This window comes from Pseudomonas saudimassiliensis (assembly GCF_000939975.1).
GTDB classification, from domain to species: Bacteria; Pseudomonadota; Gammaproteobacteria; order Pseudomonadales; family Pseudomonadaceae; genus Halopseudomonas; species Halopseudomonas saudimassiliensis.
Genome location: NZ_LK391969.1, coordinates 2,738,710 through 2,756,794, shown reverse-complemented (window position 1 = coordinate 2,756,794; position 18,085 = coordinate 2,738,710). Strand labels below are relative to the sequence as shown.

The window sequence follows — 18,085 nt, the reverse complement described above, 5'->3', positions numbered from 1 at the left end:
CCAGTCTCCCCAGATCATGCAGAAATCCCGGGTAGCCGAGGGCCAACCTTTCCCCCTGGGCGCCACCTGGGACGGCTTGGGAGTGAATTTCGCACTGTTTTCGGCCCACGCCACCAAGGTCGAACTCTGCCTGTTCGACAATGAGGGCAAGCAGGAGCTGGAGCGCATCGAGCTGCCGGAATACACCAACGAGATCTGGCATGGCTACCTGCCGGATGCCCGCCCGGGAACCGTGTACGGCTACCGGGTCTATGGCCCCTACGAGCCGGAGGCCGGACATCGTTTCAACCCCAACAAGCTGCTGATCGACCCCTATGCCAAGCAATTGGTCGGCGAACTGCGCTGGTCGGATCGCCTGTTCGGCTACACCCTCGGCTCGCCGGATGCTGACCTGAGCTTCGATGACCGGGACAGCGCCGCGCATATTCCCAAGGCCCGGGTCATCGACCCCGCCTTCACCTGGGGACGTCAGACCCATAGGCACATCCCCTGGGACCAGACGGTCATCTACGAAGCCCATGTGCGCGGCCTGACCATGCAGCATCCCGCCGTCCCCGAGTCGGTGCGCGGCACCTTCGCGGGGCTCAAGCATCCGGAGGTGATCAAGCATATCCGTTCCCTGGGCGTGACCAGCGTGGAACTCTTGCCGATCCATGGTTTTGTCAACGACCAGCACTTGCTGGACAAGGGCCTGAACAACTACTGGGGCTACAACAGCATCGCCTTCTTCGCCCCCCACCAGGCCTACCTGGCGTCCGGCAACATCAGCGAGTTCAAGGAAATGGTCGCCCACCTGCATGACGCGGGTCTGGAGCTGATCATGGATGTGGTCTACAACCATACCGCCGAAGGCAACGAACTGGGCCCGACCCTGTCGATGCGCGGTATCGACAACGCCACCTACTACCGGCTGATGCCGGATGAAAAGCGCTATTACATCAACGATTCCGGTACCGGCAACACCCTGGATCTGAGCCACCCCTGCGTGCTGCAGATGGTGACCGACTCCCTGCGCTACTGGGCCACCGAGATGCAGGTGGACGGCTTCCGTTTTGATCTGGCAACCATCCTCGCCCGCCACGCCGATGGCTACGACGAGCGCCATGGCTTTCTCGTTGCCTGCCGCCAGGACCCGGTATTGAGCCAGCGCAAACTGATCGCCGAACCCTGGGATTGCGGCCCCGGCGGCTATCAGGTGGGTGGCTTCCCGCCGGGCTGGGTGGAATGGAACGACCGCTTCCGCGATACCGCCCGCGCCTTCTGGATGGGCCAGGAAGGCCAGATTGCCGAACTGGCAAGCCGCCTGACCGCCTCCGGCGACCACTACAACCAGCGTGGCCGTCGGCCCCACTCGTCGGTGAACTTCGTCACGGCCCACGACGGCTTCACCCTGCGCGACGTGGTCAGTTACAACGACAAGCACAACGAAGCCAACGGAGAGAACAACCAGGACGGCAGTGATCACAACCTGTCCTATAACCATGGTTGCGAAGGCCCCACTGACGATCCGGAAATCAACGAACTGCGCATGCGGCAGATGCGCAACCTGCTGGCCACCCTGCTGTTCTCCCAGGGCACGCCCATGCTGCTCGCCGGCGATGAATTCAGCCGCACCCAGCAGGGCAACAACAACGTCTACTGCCAGGATAACGAGCTGGGCTGGATCGACTGGAACCTGGATGAAGACGGCACCGAGCTGCTGGCCTTCACCCGCCGCCTGATCGCCCTGCGCCGCGCCTATCCCATCCTGCGTCGGCAGCGCTTCCTGGTGGGCGAATACAACGAGGAACTGGGCGTCAAGGATGTCACCTGGCTCAGCCCCACCGGCGACGAGATGACCGACGAGCAGTGGGAAGATCCCCACGCACGCTGTCTCGGCATGCTGCTCGACGGCCGCGCCCAGCCCACCGGCGTGCGCCGCAGTGGCGATGATGCGACGCTGCTGCTGGTGTTCAACGCCCACCACGACGTGGTCAATTTCCGCCTGCCGGAGGTGGCCCAGGGCAGTTGCTGGCACTGCCTGGTGGATACCCATCGGCCGCAGTTACGCAAACGCGAGATCCATGAGTTCAATAGTGAATTCCAGGTGACCGGGAACTCGCTGCTGTTGTTTGCCCTGGAGCGGGAGGACGACAGCTGAGCGTTGCCGCTGCGCAGAAAGGCTGAACCAAGCTGCGCTCCGTCAGTCGGAAACAGTAGGGCGATACAGGCCCAGACCACAAACGCAGCAGCGCAGCGACCATGGGAGGACAGAGGATGAAAGCCGTCGTTTTTCACGATGTCGGTGACATACGCCTGGAAGAGGTACCTGATCCGGTATTGCATGAGCCCACCGATGCCATTATCCGCCTGACCACCTCTGCCATCTGCGGTACCGACCTGCATTTTGTCCGTGGCAGTATCAGTGGTATGCGTCCGGGCACCATCCTCGGGCACGAGGGGGTCGGCATCGTCGAAACCCTCGGCACCGATGTGCGCAACCTGCAGGTGGGTGACCGGGTGATCGTCGCCTCGACCATTGCCTGTGGCAACTGCTCCTACTGCCGGGCCGGCTATTACGCGCAATGCGATACCGCCAACCCGAACGGCCCCCAGGCCGGCACCGCCTTTTTCGGCGGGCCGGAAGCCAGTGGCAGCTTCGATGGCCTGCAGGCGGAAAAGGCCCGCATTCCCCACGCCAATATCGGCCTGATCAAGATCCCTGACGCCATTACCGACGACCAGGCGATCCTGCTCTCCGACGTCTTCCCCACCGGCTACTTCGGTGCGGAAATGGCAGAAATCGGCCCCGGTGATACCGTGGCCGTTTTCGGCTGCGGCCCGGTGGGTCAGTTTGCCATCGCCAGCGCGCTGCTGATGGGCGCTGCCCGGGTATTTGCCATCGACCATTTACCCGACCGCCTGGACATGGCCCGCCGCCAGGGCGCCGAGGTCATCGATTTCGATAAAGAGGATCCCGTCACTACCCTGCAGCGCCTGACCGGCGGCATTGGGGTGGACCGGGCCATTGACGCCGTGGGCGTGGATGCCGAGCATTCCTGCCTGAATGATGACCCCCTGCAGCAGAGCCAATTCCGCCAGGAGATGGCCGATAACGCGCCGCGAACCAATCCCGACGGCGACAACTGGCACCCCGGCGATGCGCCGAGCCAGGCGCTGCAGTGGGCGGTATCGGCGCTGGCCAAGGCCGGCACCCTCTCGGTGATCGGCCTCTACGCGCCGCAATCACGCACCTTCCCGATCGGCCTTGCCGCCAGCCGCAATATCACCGTCAACATGGGTAACTGCCATCACCGTCGGTATATCCCCATGCTGCTGGACCTGGTGCTCAGCGGTCGTATCGACCCGACCCAGATCCTCACGCAGTCCAAGCCCATGGAAGACAGCATCGAAGCCTTCAAGGCCTTCGACCGGCGCGCCTGTGGCTGGGTCAAGGTGGCGTTGCAGCCCGAACACGACCACGGCGAAGAGCTGCTGGACGAGGCACTGGTGGAATCCTTCCCCGCCAGTGATCCGCCTTCCATGGCTTCGCCCAAAGCCTGAGTGACCCAGCCATGAGCAGTAATATCCGTATCGGTATTTCCGGCTGGCGTTACGAGCCCTGGCGTGGCGATTTCTACCCCGAAGGGCTGGTGCAGCGCCGGGAGCTGGAGTATGCCTCGCGCACGGTCAGCAGCATTGAGATCAACGGCTCCTTCTATGCGCTGCAGACGCCGGAGCGTTACACCAGTTGGCGCGACGCTGTGCCGGACAACTTCGTGTTCAGCGTCAAGGCGCCGCGCTATATCACCCATGTCAAACGCCTGCGCGAGCTCGCCGAGCCGCTGGCCAACTTCTATGCCTCCGGCCCGCTGCAGCTGGAGCACAAACTGGGGGCCTTCCTCTGGCAGTTCCCGCCCAGCTTCCGCTTCGACGCCGGCCTGTTCACCGAACTTTTCGAACAGTTGCCGCGCACCTTCGGCGAAGCCATCCAGTGCGCCGGTCGCAGTCCACGCTTCGCCCCGCCGGAGGAGCTGAGCACGGCGCCGGAAACCGCCCTGCGCCATGCGGTGGAGATCCGCCATCGGAGCTTTCTGCAGGAAAGCTTTATCGAACTGCTGCGGGAGCATCGCATTGCCCTGGTGGTGGCCGATACCGCCGGCAAATGGCCGCTGGTGGAGGAACTAACTGCAGACTTCATGTACCTGCGCCTGCATGGTGACAAGGAGCTGTACGCCAGCGGCTACGACGACTCGGCCCTTGATGACTGGGCCCGCCGGATCCGCGCCTGGGCCAAGGGCGAGCAGCCAGAAGGCGCCCGCCGCATATCCGAGCAGGAGGACAGCTCCTGCGCCGCCCGGGACATCTATTGCTATTTCGATAATGACATCAAGGTCCGTGCGCCCTATGACGCCCGCCGGCTGTTGGAGAAGCTCGACCGCGCCGAAGGGCTGGAGGTCCAGCCGGGCCAACTGCCGGAGCGTTTTTTGTGACCCCGACGAGTTCCTCCCAGAACCACCTCACCAACAAGGCACCCCCGGTTCACTCGATCAAGGTGCTGACCGTCAATACCCACAAGGGCTTCAACTGGCTGAATCGGCGCTTCATCCTGCCGGAACTGCGCGACGCGGTGCGCACTACCTCCTCCGACCTGGTGTTCCTGCAGGAAGTGCTGGGCAACAACGACAACCATGGCGCCCGCTTCGACAACTGGCCAGACGCCCCCCATTACGAATACCTGGCCGACAGCATGTGGCCGGACTTTGCCTATGGCCGCAACGCCGTGTATCCGGAAGGGCACCATGGCAATGCCTTGCTGTCAAAGTTTCCGATACTGCACTACGAGAATCTGGATGTGTCGATCAGCGGTACCGAAGAACGCGGTTTCCTGCACGCCATTCTCGACGTGCCCGGTCAGGCGGACCTGCATGCCATCTGCGTACACCTTGGCCTGCGGGAACGCCACCGGCGCAAACAGCTGCGCCTGTTGTGTCGTCTGCTCGACCGACTGCCACCGGATGATCCGGTGATCGTCGCCGGTGACTTCAACGATTGGCGCAACCGAGCCGATGAACGGCTGGGCCGGTGCGGTCTCAAGGAGGCTTTCGTGACGGCTACAGGATCGCCGGCGAAGAGTTTTCCCGTGCAATGGCCGTTGCTATGTCTGGATCGGATCTACGTCCGTAACCTGACCACCCACGGCCCCGAAACGCTTTATCGGCGCCCCTGGTCGCACCTCTCCGACCATGCGCCTCTGTCTGTCGAGGTACGTTTCTGATGAGACCCATCTGGCGTGAAGGCAATGATGCAAAACTGCTGATCAACGGAGAGGAATTTTTCCCCCGTGTCTTCGAGAGCATCCGCAATGCGCAACGCGAAGTCCTGCTGGAAACCTTCATCGTGTTGGAAGACAAGGTCGGCAAGGAACTGCAGCGCGCTTTGATCAGCGCCGCCAACAACGGCGCCCATGTCGAAGTCATCGTCGATGGCTACGGCACCGTGGACCTGAGCAACCGGTACATCAGCGAAATGATCGATGCCGGTGTGCGGGTGCATGTGTTCGACCCCCAGCCCAAGGTAATGGGCATGCGCACCAACCTGTTCCGCCGCCTGCATCGCAAGATCGTGGTGGTCGACGGGGAAGTGGCCTTTGTCGGCGGCATCAATTTCACCGCGGTGCACCTGGGTGACTACGGCCCCGGTGCCAAGCAGGATTACGCCGTCGAGGTGCGTGGCCCCATTGTCAGCGATATCCGCCATGCGAGCCTGAATCTGTTCCGCCATGCCCGCAAGGAGTTGCCGCTGCCGCTCAAGGCCGATCAGCATACCCGCACCCGCCACGCCGGCAGTGCCTGGATCATGCTGGCGACCCGGGACAACAACCACCACACCTCGGATATCGAGGACCAGTACCTGCGCGCCATACGCTCGGCCAATCACCGGCTGGTGGTCGCCAACGCCTATTTCTTCCCCGGCTACCGGATGCTGCGCGAGCTGCGCAACGCCGCCCGCCGCGGCGTGCATGTGACCTTGATCCTGCAGGGCGAACCGGACATGCCCTGGGTGCGTCATTGCAGTACTTTCCTCTACAGCTATCTGCTGCGCGGCGGCGTGGTGATCCACGAGTACTGCAAGCGCCCATTGCACGGCAAGGTTGCCCTGATGGACCGGGAATGGGTCACCGTGGGCTCCAGTAACCTCGACCCACTGAGCCTGTCACTGAACCTGGAAGCCAACCTGTTCATCCGCGATCCGCAGCTCAACCAACGCCTGCATGATCACCTGCAGTCCCTGGCACGCAAGCACTGCAGCGAGATCACTGCGGCCAAGGCGACCCGGGGCTTCTGGTGGCGCGCGCCCCTGACCTTCCTGTCGTTCCATTTCCTGCGGCATTTCCCGGCCATCGCCGGCAGCCTGCCCGCCCATACGCCCCGCCTGGAGCCCTTGTTGCCCCAGGAAGAGCCCGCCGACGAGCAGCTCGCCCCCCTGGAACAGGAGAAGCTTCTTTGAGCGAGACACATGAATCGGGGTCCGACAAACCCTGGCTGCGCTGGGGCAAACGCCTGCTGACGCTGTTTTTCTTTATTGCGATTCCGGTATTGCTCTACCTGCAGCTGCGCAATACCGACTGGCAGGAGGTCGGCAGCGCCCTACGAGACTATCCCTTGTGGATGATAGCGGCCGCTTTTGGCGTGGCGCTGCTGAGCTATCTGACCTATGCCAGTTACGACCTGCTGGGGCGCTACTACACCGGTCACCGGTTGCCCATTCGCCAGGTCATTCCCCTGGTCTTCGTCTGCTACGCCTTCAACCTCAATCTCAACGCCCTGGTCGGCGGGGTCGCCCTGCGCTTCCGGCTGTACACGCGCCTGGGCCTGGACGTGCCAACCATCGCCCGCGTCTTCAGTCTGAGCATCATCACCAACTGGTTGGGCTATCTGTGGCTGGCCGGGGTCGTGTTTGCGGCGGGTTGGGTAACGCTGCCGGAGGGCTGGGCGGTGGGCAATGGCGGGCTGCGCCTGATCGGCCTGGCGATGATCGCGGCTGCCGTGGTCTATGTGCTGGCCTGCGCCTTTTCCACCCGGCGCAGCTGGACGATCCGCAACCAGGTCATTGAACTGCCCTCCTGGCAACTGGCGCTGGTGCAAGCCGGGGTCGGCGCACTCAACTGGTCGTTGATGGCCCTGCTGATCTGGCTGCTGCTACCGGCCGAGGCCTTCTATCCCGGGGTGCTGGGCGTACTGTTGATCAGCAGCATTGCTGGGGTCATCACCCATATTCCTGCGGGGCTGGGCGTGCTGGAGATGATCTTCCTGACCCTGCTGCAGGACCAGATCCCCCGCAGCAGCCTGCTGGCAGCCTTGATCGGCTACCGGGCGATCTACTTCCTGCTGCCGCTGAGCATCGCGGTGGTGACCTACCTGGTGCTGGAAAAGCGCGCCAAGAGCATGCGCAGTACCAACTCCCAACAGGAAGCGGCGTGAACCGGGGCTGGCTCAGTCCAGCCCTTCATCCAGTTGCGGCGCCGGGGTAAAGGCCCCGCGCCGCCAGCGGCGCAGGGCTCCCAACGAGCTGGCGGCCAGCATGCCGATAGCGTAGAGCACTACGAAGGGGTCCAGCAGGTAATCCCAGTAATTGTCCGAGGCCTTGATATCCAGGGTGAACGCCAGGGTAGCGAGCGTCAGCATCAGCACGCCCAGCAGGTTGCCCAGCACCAGGAGCGCCAATACGAGCGCACCTACCGCAGCAATCAGCCAGCGCGGCGAGTAGCCCCAGCTATAGGTATCCAACATGCCGACGCCCATCGACGCGGGATAAAGCACCACTCCCAGCACCGCGAACACTGACCACAATTGCCAGGCGTGCCGGCACGATCCGCCCGGCGCCCAGCCCAGACGCACAGCGGTGCCCGCCAGCAGCCAGACCAGCGCGGTGATCGACAGCTCGTCGGTCACGCCACGCAGATAGCCAGCCAGCGACAACCCGCCCGGCAAGGGCACCAGGCCGATCAGCAGCACGCCGAGTAACAGCAGGCCGCGCCAACGTACCGGCAGGCGGCCGCCGGGCAGCAGCAGGAACAGGATCAGGGCGAAACTCAGGCAGGACTGCGCACTGACAGCAATCATAGTTGCGCCTCCAACCAGGCATCATTGAACGCCACATGCTTGATGAAACTGTTGTTCCAGGCGTAGACCAGGTGATAACGCCCGTCGGTCGCGCGGATCATGTAGGGATACTCGTACTCGAAGTCACACATGCCGTTACGGCACATGCGCTGGTCAATCTCGTTCAGGTACTCGTCCAGCAACGATTGCCGCGCAAGCCCACTGGAAGTCAGGAATTTCTCGCTCAGCAGCTCCTTGTAGCGCAGCTGCGGGAACGGCTTGCCCCAGGGGTCCGGGGACGCATCCAGCGAGGTGACCAGCGACCATTCACTGAGGCTTTCGGTGGTCTCGTCCAGGCTCAGGTTGAACCGGCCATCGATCAGGTTGTTCTGCGCCACCAGCAGGCTGCCCGCCGCCGACCGCACCGCTGCCAGCGAGGTATTGGGATTCCAGGGTGCCACTTCCCGCTCCGGTTGCCAGGTGCGCCCGGCATCCTCGGTAACGGTGGCCAACACGTGCCCTTCATCCCCGGCCTGGCGCAGCAGCGCCACGGCCCGCTTGGGACTCAGGGGTACCACGGTAGGTTGCAGGGAGTTGGTGCCATCAGCGATGCGAAACTTGTCGATAACCCGGCCTTCGGCATCCATATACAGGTATTCAGGAAACTTGCCGAGAAACTCGTGATAGACCGGCAGCCCGATCGATCCATCGGCATGGAACACCGGCGCCGTGCGCACCAGGGTGCTGATATTGACGAAGGGGGTGGTGACCAGTTGCCGGGGCTTGGACCAACTGACGCCCAGGTCGTCGGAGACCATGGCGTTCACCGCACTGCCTGCCCAGCCACCGACCGATACGGACACATAGAACAGCCACAGGCGCTGATCGGGGGCGAAGGCGATCACTGGGTTGCCCAGCTTGCGGATGGGTTTGCCAATGGCGCGCCGGGTCATTTCCCGGGTTACCAGTATCTCTTCGTCGCCCCACACACCACTGATGGCATCATAGCGCGCCCCGCGAATCTCCACATCCGCCGCCCCCTCCCGGGACCCGGCAAACCAGGCCGCCATCAGGTCACCGCCGGGCAGCGCGGCGACGGACGGAGAGTGGACGAAGTCATGCAGATCGGATGAGGCGAAACCCTGCTCGAAATCCGCCTCCTGGCTCACCACCGTAGTATCAAAACCCGCTGCGGGAAACGCGGAAAAATCTGCCATCTGGTAGGCCGGGTGAGCAACCCAGGCCGCGACAAAGACCGCCAGCACGACGGGAATCGCCAGCAGGCGCCAGCGATCAGCAATAGTAGTCCAGTGCATTATTATTTCTTCAGTGTGTCTCGTGAGTGCCCGCAGCGCTTAACGCCCCCAGATATGCGCAAACAGCCATGCTGCAAAACGACATTGGGCGATGATACCAGTCCTTTTCCGGCCGATATATTTTTATCTTCCCCAGCCGCCGGAGGAACCTGACGCGGCCTGCGCCCTCCAACAGCAATACCGGGCCCAGCGGTTCGCGCTTGTCGAGGCGCGTGCTACAGTGGGCCAGAAATTGAATCTGTCGGAATCGATACATGCGCAATCTGCCCGTTCGCCCCAGCATCCTCTGTCGCAAGCTGCTTGCCGTCGCCGCCGGCCTGCTGATCCTCTCCGCCTGTGGCGAGAACCGCCTGGAAGCGTCCGTGCAGCCCGGGATCGAACGCACCGAACAGCACAACGAGACGTTCAGCCAATGGCGCGACGACTTCCGCAGCCAGGCGCTGGCCGCGGGGATCAACGGTCAGCTGTTCGACCGCGCCTTCCATGGCGTCGAACCCGACCCGGCGGTACTGAAAGCCGACAGCAGCCAACCCGAATTCACCCGCCCGGTCTGGGAATACCTGGAGGGCGCCATGTCCAGCCAGCGCCAGGCCACCGGTCGGATGATGCTGTCGCGCCACGCTGGCATCCTGCAACAGATCGAGGCCCGCTACGGGGTGGACCGCCATATCCTGGTCGCCATCTGGGGCCTGGAAAGCAACTACGGCAGTAATATGGGCGACCGCTCGGTGATCCGCTCGCTGGCCACCCTGGCCCACCAGGGCCGGCGTTCCGGTTTTGCCCAGAGCCAGTTGCTGGCCGCGCTGGAGATCCTGCAGCGGGGCGACGTCTCCGTTGATGGCATGGTTGGTTCCTGGGCGGGTGCCATGGGTCAGACCCAGTTCATCCCGACCACCTATAACGATTACGCCGTGGATTTCGATGGCAACGGCAAGCGGGACATCTGGCAGACCGAAGCCGACGCCCTCGCCTCCGCCGCCAACTACCTGCGTGCCTCCAACTGGCAGACCGGCGCCCGCTGGGGGATGGAAGTGCGGTTGCGCGAAGGCTTCGACTACGCGCTGGCGGACATGTCCATTCGCAAGCCGATGGCGGAGTGGGCCCAGCTCGGGGTCACCGATGCCCGCGGCCAACCCCTGGACAGTCGGTCGACCAGCGAGGCGACGCTGATCCTGCCGGCCGGCCACCGCGGTCCGGCCTTCCTGGTCAAGAACAATTTCCGCAGCATCCTGCGCTACAACAACTCCACCAGCTATGCGCTGGCGATCGCCCTGCTGGCGGAGCGCTTCCAGGGCAGCGGCGAGATCCGCGCCCCCTGGCCCACCGATGACAAGCCCCTGTCCCGCACCGAACGGCTGGAGCTGCAGGAACGCCTGGAAGCCCAGGGCTTTGATCCGGGCAGCGTTGACGGCATCATCGGGGCCAATACCCGGCAAGCGATACGGCGGCTGCAAATCGCCCTAGGCTGGCCGGCCGACGGCTATCCCGACCAGCAATTGCTGAAGGCCCTGCGGCACAAGGAAAACTGACAAACGGCAATAAATATTCGTTTGTCAGCCCTTATCAGAACGCGTATAAGGAAGCTTCCATTGGCTACCGGTTTACCGTTTTGAACTCCGTCCCTCCCCGAACAAACGCGATGACAGACCGTCTTCGCATCCTCTCTTCACAATCTATCCCTGCAACTATGCTGCGTCAGACCGTAAAGGAGCCCACCCATGTTTGAGTGGATGGCTGATCCTACTGTCTGGGCGGGCCTGTTTGCGCTGATTGCCCTGGAAATCGTCCTGGGTATCGACAACCTGGTATTCATCGCCGTATTGGCGGAAAAACTCCCGCCGCACCAGCGTGACAGGGCACGCGTACTGGGCCTGTCCCTGGCCTTGATCATGCGCCTGATGCTGTTGATGAGTATCGCCTGGCTGGTCACCCTGACCAATCCGCTGTTCCAGGTGGGCGACCACCCGGTATCGGCCCGGGACCTGATCATGTTGGCGGGCGGCCTGTTCCTGCTGTTCAAGGCCACCATGGAGCTCCATGAACGCCTCGAAGGTCGGCAGCACACCAGCAGCGCCCGATTGGCATACTCCAGTTTTGGCGTGGTGGTCACCCAGATCGTGATCCTGGACGCGGTGTTCTCGATCGACTCGGTCATCACCGCCATAGGCATGGCCGATGAGTTGGCGGTGATGGCGATTGCCATGATCGTTGCCATGGCCGTCATGCTGCTGGCGAGCAAGCGTCTGACCCGCTTCGTCAATGCCCACCCGACCCTGATCATCCTGTGCCTGGGCTTCCTGCTGATGATCGGCTTCAGCTTGGTGGCAGAGGGTGTCGGTCTGCATATACCCAAGGGGTATCTGTATGCGGCGATCGGCTTCTCGATCATGGTCGAGTTCTTCAACCAACTGGCGCGCCACAACAAGCAGAAGTGGCTGGATACCGGTGGCACGCTGCGTGAACGTACCGCCAATAACATCCTGCGGTTGCTGGGCAAGGCCGACAGCGCCGAGGCGGTATCCGCCGAGCATCTGATCGACGAAGCCGCCCCGGAGCAGGTGTTCCAGGAGAACGAGCGCGACATGATTCGTGGCGTGCTCAGCCTGGCCGATACCAACATCAAGGCGCTGATGACGCCGCGGCGCGAGGTTCATGCCCTGGACCTGGCGAGCACCCTGGCCGAGCAACGCCAGCAGCTGCTGGATTCGCCCTACTCACGCCTGGCGGTGATACGCGACGGCAAGCATGACGAGCCGCTGGGGATCGTGCAGAAGAAAACCCTGCTCGACGCCATCCTGCGCGGCGGCGAGCTGGACTTCGAGGCCTATATAGAGCAACCGGTGGTGCTGTTCGAGACCCAAAACGCGATCAAGGCGCTGGAAGCCTTCCGCCATGAGGGCAAGCAGATGGCCTTCGTGGTGGACGAATTCGGCACCCTCGAAGGTATCGTTAGCCTGACCGATATCATGGAGGCCATCGCCGGCGAACTGCCGGAGGCCGAACAGGGCATGGACTTGCCGCCCAGCGTCGTGGCGCTGGAGCCGGGCCGGTACGAGGTCGATGCCAGTGAGAATCTGGAGGAGATCAACCGCCAGCTGCCCGAGCCGCTGCCGCGCAGCCCGCTGTACACCACCCTGGCCGGGCTGATCCTCAACCATCTTGAGCACATGCCGGAGAAGGATGAGCTGCTGACGGTGGACGGCTGGCAGATGCGCATTCTCGAGATCGAGCATATGCGGATCGCCCGGGTGGAACTGACCCGCCAGGACCTGGCGGAGGCCCGATCCCGCGACTGAGCGCGGCCCTGCCCCGGGGTCGCTGCGCAACAACCATGGCGCCCCGTCTGCGGACGGGGCTGCTGTGGCAATGACTTGCCTATCTGCACCACCCCAGCCCCCCATGCCCCAGCACCACACCCACCGCGCCTGTGATAAACTGCACCGTGGCTACAAGCCACCCACCTTCCATGGAGCCTCTACCAGGAGCCCTGACCCCGATGTCTGACAGCCCGCAAAACAACGTTGCCAGTGGTGAAAAATTCCGCAATGCCCAGGGGATTGCTGCCATCAAGGACGGCCAGAAGCGCCGCGCCAACGCCGAACCCGCCGTGTTCGAGCCCAAGCCCAAGTGGTTGCGGGTCAAGGCGCCGGCAGGTGATCGCTTCGAAGCGGTCAAGCGCAACGTATCCGAGCATCGGCTGAGCACGGTATGTCAGGAATCCCATTGCCCCAACATGGGGGAATGCTGGTCCAACGGCACCGCCACCATCATGCTGATGGGCTCGGTCTGTACCCGCGCCTGCCGCTTCTGTGCGGTGGATACCGGCAACCCCAACGGCTGGCTGGATCTGGAGGAACCGGAGAATACCGCCAAATCGGTGGAGCTCATGGCGCTGCGCTATATCGTGCTGACCTCGGTGGACCGCGATGACCTCGCTGACGGCGGCGCCAGCCACTACGCCGCCTGCGTGCGCGCCATCAAGCAACGGACCCCGCAGGTGGTGGTCGAGGCCCTGACGCCGGACTTCGATGCCGACCTGGCTGCGGTGGAGCTGGTGGTGGATTCGGGTCTGGAAGTCTTTGCCCAGAACGTCGAGACCGTCGAACGGCTGACCCGGGAAGTGCGCGACCCCCGTGCCGGCTACGGCAAGACCCTGAAGGTGCTGGAGCATGCCAAGCGCCATCGTCCCGACGTGCTGACCAAGACCAGCCTGATGGTCGGCCTGGGGGAAACCGATGAGGAAATCCTGCAGACCTTCGATGAACTGCGCGCCATCGGTGTGGACATCGTTACCCTGGGGCAGTACCTGCAACCCACCCGCAACCACCTGCCAGTCAAGCGCTGGGTCAGCCCGGAAGAGTTCAACCGCTACCGGGAGCTGGGTCTGGCCAAGGGTTTCATGGAAGTGGCTTCCGGCCCGCTGGTACGCTCCAGCTACCGCGCCGACCGCGTATTCGAGAAGAACAACCTGGGCCTGGCGGCCCCTGCCCCGGTGCCGGGTCAGGACGTTGACACCAGCCTGATCCCCGCGCTGAACCTCAGGTAATCAGCCCAACCCTGGCGTGGCGGGCGCTGGCCCGTCACGCCAGCGGATAGCCCAACTGCCGCCGCAGCACCTGCTCCAACCGCTGCGCCACTTCCTCGATAACCACCGGCTGCGCTGCCAGTTCGCTGAGCTGGACCATCTGCAGTCCGCTGTAGCCACAGGGGTTGATCCGCTGGAACGGCTGCATATCCATCGCCACATTCAATGCCAGGCCATGGAAGGAACAGCCACGGCGTACCCGCAGTCCGAGGGAAGCGATCTTTGCCCCGTCGACATAGACGCCGGGGGCATCGGCCTTGGGCGCGGCGGTCACGCCATAGCTGGCGAGCAGCTCGACCAGGCTCTGCTCCATGGCGGTGACCAGCTCCCGCACGCCCAGGCCCAAGCGCCGCAGATCGAGCATCAGATAGCCCACCAACTGGCCGGGGCCGTGGTAGGTCACCTGCCCGCCCCGCTCCACCTGGATCACCGGAATATCTCCCGGCGCCAGCAGGTGCTCGGCCTTGCCCGCCTGCCCCTGGGTGAACACCGGCGGATGCTGCAACAGCCAGATCTCGTCGGCGGTCTGCGCATCACGCTCGGCGGTCAGCTTGCGCATGGCGTCCAGCGTGGGCTGGTATTCCACCAGCCCCAGGTGCCGCACGATCAGCTCGGGCATCACAGCACCATATGCACGTGGCCGGTGGCCTTGAGGTCAAGGTGCAACTGTTGTAGCTGCTCCTCGCCCGCGGCCGTCATCACCAACCGCAGGGACTGGAACCGGCCATTCTTGCTGTCCTGCACCACCAGCTTGCTGGCATCTAGCGCCGGGTCATGCTGGCGGACTACCGCCAGCACCCGCTCGACCACTCCATCCCCGGCGGAGCAGATGATCTTGATCGGGTACTGACAGGGAAACTCGATCTTCGGCGCGTCGGGGGTCTTGTCGCTCATGCCTGGCTCCTCAGTTGAACAGGCCGTAGAAGAACAGGCGGATGCTGTCCCACAGGCGACCGAACAGACCGGCTTCTTCCACTTCGGCCAGGGCAACCAGCGGCGCGGTGTGCACCACTTCCTCGCCCAGCTTGACCTCCACCTGGCCCAGTACGTCACCCGCCGCGATCGGCGCCTTGATGACCGGATTCAGCGTGACCGCAGCTTCGAGCTTGTCGGCCTGGCCCTTGGGCAGGGTCAACACCAACCCGTCCGCCAGGCCCGCATCAACCTGATCGGCCTGACCGGCCCAGACCCGCGCCGGCGCAACCACCTGACCCGGCTGGTAGAAGCCGCGGGTTTCGAAGAAGCGGAAGCCCCAGGTCAGCAGTTTCTGGGTTTCCGCCGCGCGGGCCTGTTCGCTGACAGTGCCCATCACCACGGAGATCAGGCGCATGCCGTCGCGCTCGGCCGAGGCCACCAGGCAGTAACCCGCTTCCTCGGTGTGGCCGGTCTTCAGGCCGTCCACCGACTTGTCACGCCACAGCATGAGGTTGCGGTTGGGCTGGCGGATACCGTTCCAGACGTATTCCTTTTCCTTGTACAGCTTGTAGTGCTCAGGGTCGTCACGAATGATCGCCTTGGCCAGCAGGGCCATATCCCGGGCGCTGGACAGGTGACTCGCACCCGGCAGGCCGGAGGCGTTCTCGAAGTGGGTGTTGACCATACCCAAGCGCTTGGCGTGGCTGTTCATCAGGTCGGCGAAGGACTCCTCGCTGCCGGCGATGTGCTCGGCCATGGCCACGCTGGCATCGTTACCGGACTGGATGATGATGCCGCGCAGCAGGTCGATCACCGGCACCTGGTTGCCCACCTCGATGAACATCTTCGAGCCGCCCATGCGCCAGGCCTTTTCACTGACCAGCACCAGGTCGGTCTCTTTCAGCTGGCCACGCAGGATTTCCAGGCTGGCGATATAGCTGGTCATCATCTTGGTCAGACTGGCCGGCGGCAGCGGCTCGTCAGCATTGTGCTCGACCAGCACCTTGCCGCTATCGGCATCGATGAGCAGGTAGCTGGATGCCGCGACGGTGGGCGCCGGCGGCATCAGCGGGGCTACCGCCTGCGGCTGGGGCTGGGGTTGCGGCGTCTGGGCCATGGCGGCCGGGACCAGCAGCACGGCAGTGGAAATCAACAGGGTATGAATCAATTTTTTAAACATGGTGCTCACTGTCTGGATAGATGTGGAACGCAAGGGCCGCTGCAACACAGCGGCAAATTCAGTTGGCGCTGACCAGGGACGGATTGCCCAGATTGGCCAGTCGCACGGTTTCCATCAGCCGTTCGGCCTCCGCGTGGTCATTGACCGGGCCGAGTCGGACCCGGTGCAAGGTGCGGGATTCCACCTCGATCGGACTGACAAAGACCGGTGCACTGACCATGCCCTGCAACTGGCTACGGAGCTGTTCGGCGGCCTGGTCGGAGGCGAAGGCACCGACCTGCAGGTACAGTCCGACATTGCTGCCGGAAGGCGCAACGCTGGACGCGGGTGCGGGGCGGGGCGGCGTTGCTGCAGGCTGCGCCTTGACCAGATAGCCCGGATTGTTCTCCTGCTGCCAGGCCACCGGATCGATGCCCTCGACCCGGACCCGGCCCACGCCCTGTTCCGCAAAGCCGAGCTTGACTGCCCCGGCGTAGGACAGGTCGATGATCCGGTCGGAATGGAAGGGACCGCGGTCGTTGACCCGCACAATGATGCTGCGGTTGTTATCGAGGTTGGTCACCCGAACATAGGTTGGCAGGGGCAGGGTCTTGTGCGCCGCGGTCATGCCGTACAGGTCGTAGGGCTCACCGTTGGCCGTCAACTGCCCGTGAAACTTGGTGCCGTACCAGGACGCCAGACCGGTTTCGCGATAGTTGCGCCCATCCTTCATCGGGTTGTAGTTGCGACCCAATACCCGATAGGGCGACGCCTTGAAGGCGCCGGTATGGGGCACCGGCACCGCGTCCGGGATCTGCGACACATCCTTGAAGTAATCAGGCGCACCATCCTGGGCCGGCCGGGGCTTGCTCGCCGGCGCTGCCCCACCCTGGTTCTGGGTCACCGGCGACGATGAACAGGCGCTCAGCAATGCCAGCAACAGGCAGACGATGGCAACGCCCGGGCCATGGCGCAATGGCTTGTTCATTGATCCCTCGCTTCCCTTATCAGGTCGGCCAATTGATGCACGACCATAGCGTACATGACGCTCCTGTTGTACCGGGTAATGACATGCAGGTTATTCAGACCCAGCCAGTACTGCTTATGTTCCCCCGCGTCGAACTCGAAGGCCATCACCTCGGTGCTGTCATCCAGCGGCTGTTGGGGCTTCCAGCCAAGCTTCTTCAACTCGCCAACGGTGATCTTGGCCTCCAGCCCCCGGTCGAGGGTGAAGCCCTTGGCATAATCTTCCCCGGACACCTCGGCGGCCACCGCCACGCCAGCGCCGTGCTGCCACTTATGCTCGGCAAAGTAGTTGGCAATACTGCCGATGGCATCGACCGGGTTGTTCCAGATATCGGTTACACCGTCCTCGTCGAAATCCACCGCATAGGCCTGGTAGCTGCTGGGAATGAACTGGGGAAAGCCCATCGCGCCGGCGTAGGAGCCCGTCAGCTCCAGCGGGTCGACCTGCTGCTCCCGGGTCAGTACCAGGAAGGACTTGAGCTGGCCACGGAAGAAATCCGCCCGCGGCGGATAATCAAAGCCAAGGGTAGTCAGGGCATCAATGACCCGGTGGCTGCCCTTGTTGCCGCCGTAGAAGGTCTCCACACCGAGGATCGCCAGGATCACTTCCGCCTCGACCCCGTAGACTTCCTCCGCCCGCGCCAGCGCGTCGGCGTGCTTGTCCCAGAAGGCGACGCCGTCCTGGACGCGCTTGTCGATGATGAAGATCTTGCGGTACTCATGCCATGGCCGCACCCGTTCGGCGGGGCGGGCAATGGCTTCGAGGATGGATTCCTTGCGCTCGGCCTGTTCCAGCAGGCCCCGCACATGCTCGGGATTGAAGCCGTATTCCCGGCGCATTTCCTCGACGAAGGGGTCCACCCCGGGGTGTTCTGCGGTATAGGGCCCAGCGGCCAGTAGTCCGGGGCTGAACCCGGCGACGAGCAAGGCTCCCAGCGCATTGCTGCGCAACCAGCCTGAAACGCGATCAATCATGAGCAAGCCCGATCTCCAATAGAAT

General features: G+C 63.5%; 16 protein-coding genes. 9 read left to right on the top strand and 7 right to left on the bottom strand.

From position 1 onward, the window contains the following. The first annotated feature begins 16 nt into the window (after window positions 1-16). The 6 genes from glgX (at window position 17) to VG99_RS12700 (ending at window position 7,463) form a co-directional block, all read left to right on the top strand. The gene (gene glgX, locus VG99_RS12725) at window positions 17-2,140 is read left to right on the top strand and encodes a glycogen debranching protein GlgX (protein WP_158023967.1); all 2,124 of its coding nucleotides are present in this window, start codon (window positions 17-19) and stop codon (window positions 2,138-2,140) included. Between the two features lie 116 nt (window positions 2,141-2,256). Next, window positions 2,257-3,543, top strand: a complete 1,287-nt coding sequence (locus tag VG99_RS12720) for a zinc-dependent alcohol dehydrogenase (protein WP_044500477.1) — start codon at window positions 2,257-2,259, stop codon at window positions 3,541-3,543. Next, window positions 3,540-4,472 carry a DUF72 domain-containing protein gene (locus VG99_RS12715; protein WP_420848300.1) on the top strand — a complete coding sequence of 311 codons (933 nt, stop codon included), beginning with the start codon at window positions 3,540-3,542 and terminating at the stop codon, window positions 4,470-4,472. Before VG99_RS12720 ends, VG99_RS12715 begins: the two co-directional genes overlap by 4 nt. Next, window positions 4,469-5,257 carry an endonuclease/exonuclease/phosphatase family protein gene (locus VG99_RS12710; RefSeq protein ID WP_044500471.1) on the top strand — a complete coding sequence of 263 codons (789 nt, stop codon included), beginning with the start codon at window positions 4,469-4,471 and terminating at the stop codon, window positions 5,255-5,257. The genes VG99_RS12715 and VG99_RS12710 overlap by 4 nt, the downstream gene beginning before the upstream one ends. Continuing rightward, window positions 5,257-6,489: a cardiolipin synthase ClsB gene (gene clsB / locus VG99_RS12705; protein ID WP_044500469.1), complete on the top strand. Its 1,233-nt coding sequence runs from the start codon at window positions 5,257-5,259 to the stop codon at window positions 6,487-6,489. The genes VG99_RS12710 and clsB overlap by 1 nt, the downstream gene beginning before the upstream one ends. Next, the gene (locus VG99_RS12700; RefSeq protein ID WP_044500467.1) at window positions 6,486-7,463 is read left to right on the top strand and encodes a lysylphosphatidylglycerol synthase domain-containing protein; all 978 of its coding nucleotides are present in this window, start codon (window positions 6,486-6,488) and stop codon (window positions 7,461-7,463) included. Before clsB ends, VG99_RS12700 begins: the two co-directional genes overlap by 4 nt. Window positions 7,464-7,475: 12 nt before the next feature. Here VG99_RS12700 and VG99_RS12695 read toward each other — a convergent pair whose 3' ends face one another. Then, window positions 7,476-8,105, bottom strand: a complete 630-nt coding sequence (locus tag VG99_RS12695) for a hypothetical protein (protein ID WP_044500464.1) — start codon at window positions 8,103-8,105, stop codon at window positions 7,476-7,478. After that, a complete protein-coding gene (locus VG99_RS12690; RefSeq protein WP_044500463.1) occupies window positions 8,102-9,400 on the bottom strand; it encodes a sialidase family protein in 1,299 nt (432 codons plus the stop codon). The genes VG99_RS12695 and VG99_RS12690 overlap by 4 nt, the downstream gene beginning before the upstream one ends. A 254-nt stretch (window positions 9,401-9,654) precedes the next feature. Here VG99_RS12690 and VG99_RS12680 point away from each other — a divergent pair, with 254 nt between their 5' ends. From VG99_RS12680 to lipA, 3 genes are all read left to right on the top strand, one after another. Beyond that, window positions 9,655-10,929: a lytic murein transglycosylase gene (locus VG99_RS12680; protein ID WP_044500458.1), complete on the top strand. Its 1,275-nt coding sequence runs from the start codon at window positions 9,655-9,657 to the stop codon at window positions 10,927-10,929. A 189-nt stretch (window positions 10,930-11,118) separates the two neighbouring features. Beyond that, the gene (locus VG99_RS12675; protein WP_044500456.1) at window positions 11,119-12,696 is read left to right on the top strand and encodes a TerC family protein; all 1,578 of its coding nucleotides are present in this window, start codon (window positions 11,119-11,121) and stop codon (window positions 12,694-12,696) included. Between the two features lie 200 nt (window positions 12,697-12,896). After that, a complete protein-coding gene (gene lipA, locus VG99_RS12670; protein WP_044500453.1) occupies window positions 12,897-13,946 on the top strand; it encodes a lipoyl synthase in 1,050 nt (349 codons plus the stop codon). A 34-nt stretch (window positions 13,947-13,980) separates the two neighbouring features. Here the strand turns inward: lipA and lipB are convergent, their stop codons facing one another. The 5 genes from lipB to mltB all read right to left on the bottom strand — a co-directional run bounded on the left by lipB (window position 13,981) and on the right by mltB (window position 18,057). Next, the gene (gene lipB / locus VG99_RS12665) at window positions 13,981-14,604 is read right to left on the bottom strand and encodes a lipoyl(octanoyl) transferase LipB (RefSeq protein ID WP_044500450.1); all 624 of its coding nucleotides are present in this window, start codon (window positions 14,602-14,604) and stop codon (window positions 13,981-13,983) included. Then, window positions 14,604-14,879, bottom strand: a complete 276-nt coding sequence (locus VG99_RS12660; protein ID WP_044500448.1) for an HP0495 family protein — start codon at window positions 14,877-14,879, stop codon at window positions 14,604-14,606. The genes lipB and VG99_RS12660 overlap by 1 nt, the downstream gene beginning before the upstream one ends. A 10-nt stretch (window positions 14,880-14,889) precedes the next feature. Next, window positions 14,890-16,017: a D-alanyl-D-alanine carboxypeptidase family protein gene (locus VG99_RS12655; protein ID WP_044501643.1), complete on the bottom strand. Its 1,128-nt coding sequence runs from the start codon at window positions 16,015-16,017 to the stop codon at window positions 14,890-14,892. A 121-nt stretch (window positions 16,018-16,138) separates the two neighbouring features. Continuing rightward, window positions 16,139-17,047, bottom strand: a complete 909-nt coding sequence (locus VG99_RS12650; protein ID WP_044500446.1) for a septal ring lytic transglycosylase RlpA family protein — start codon at window positions 17,045-17,047, stop codon at window positions 16,139-16,141. After that, window positions 17,044-18,057, bottom strand: coding sequence for a lytic murein transglycosylase B (mltB, locus tag VG99_RS12645; protein ID WP_420848299.1), 1,014 nt, complete (start codon window positions 18,055-18,057; stop codon window positions 17,044-17,046). The genes VG99_RS12650 and mltB overlap by 4 nt, the downstream gene beginning before the upstream one ends. Window positions 18,058-18,085: the final 28 nt, after the last annotated feature.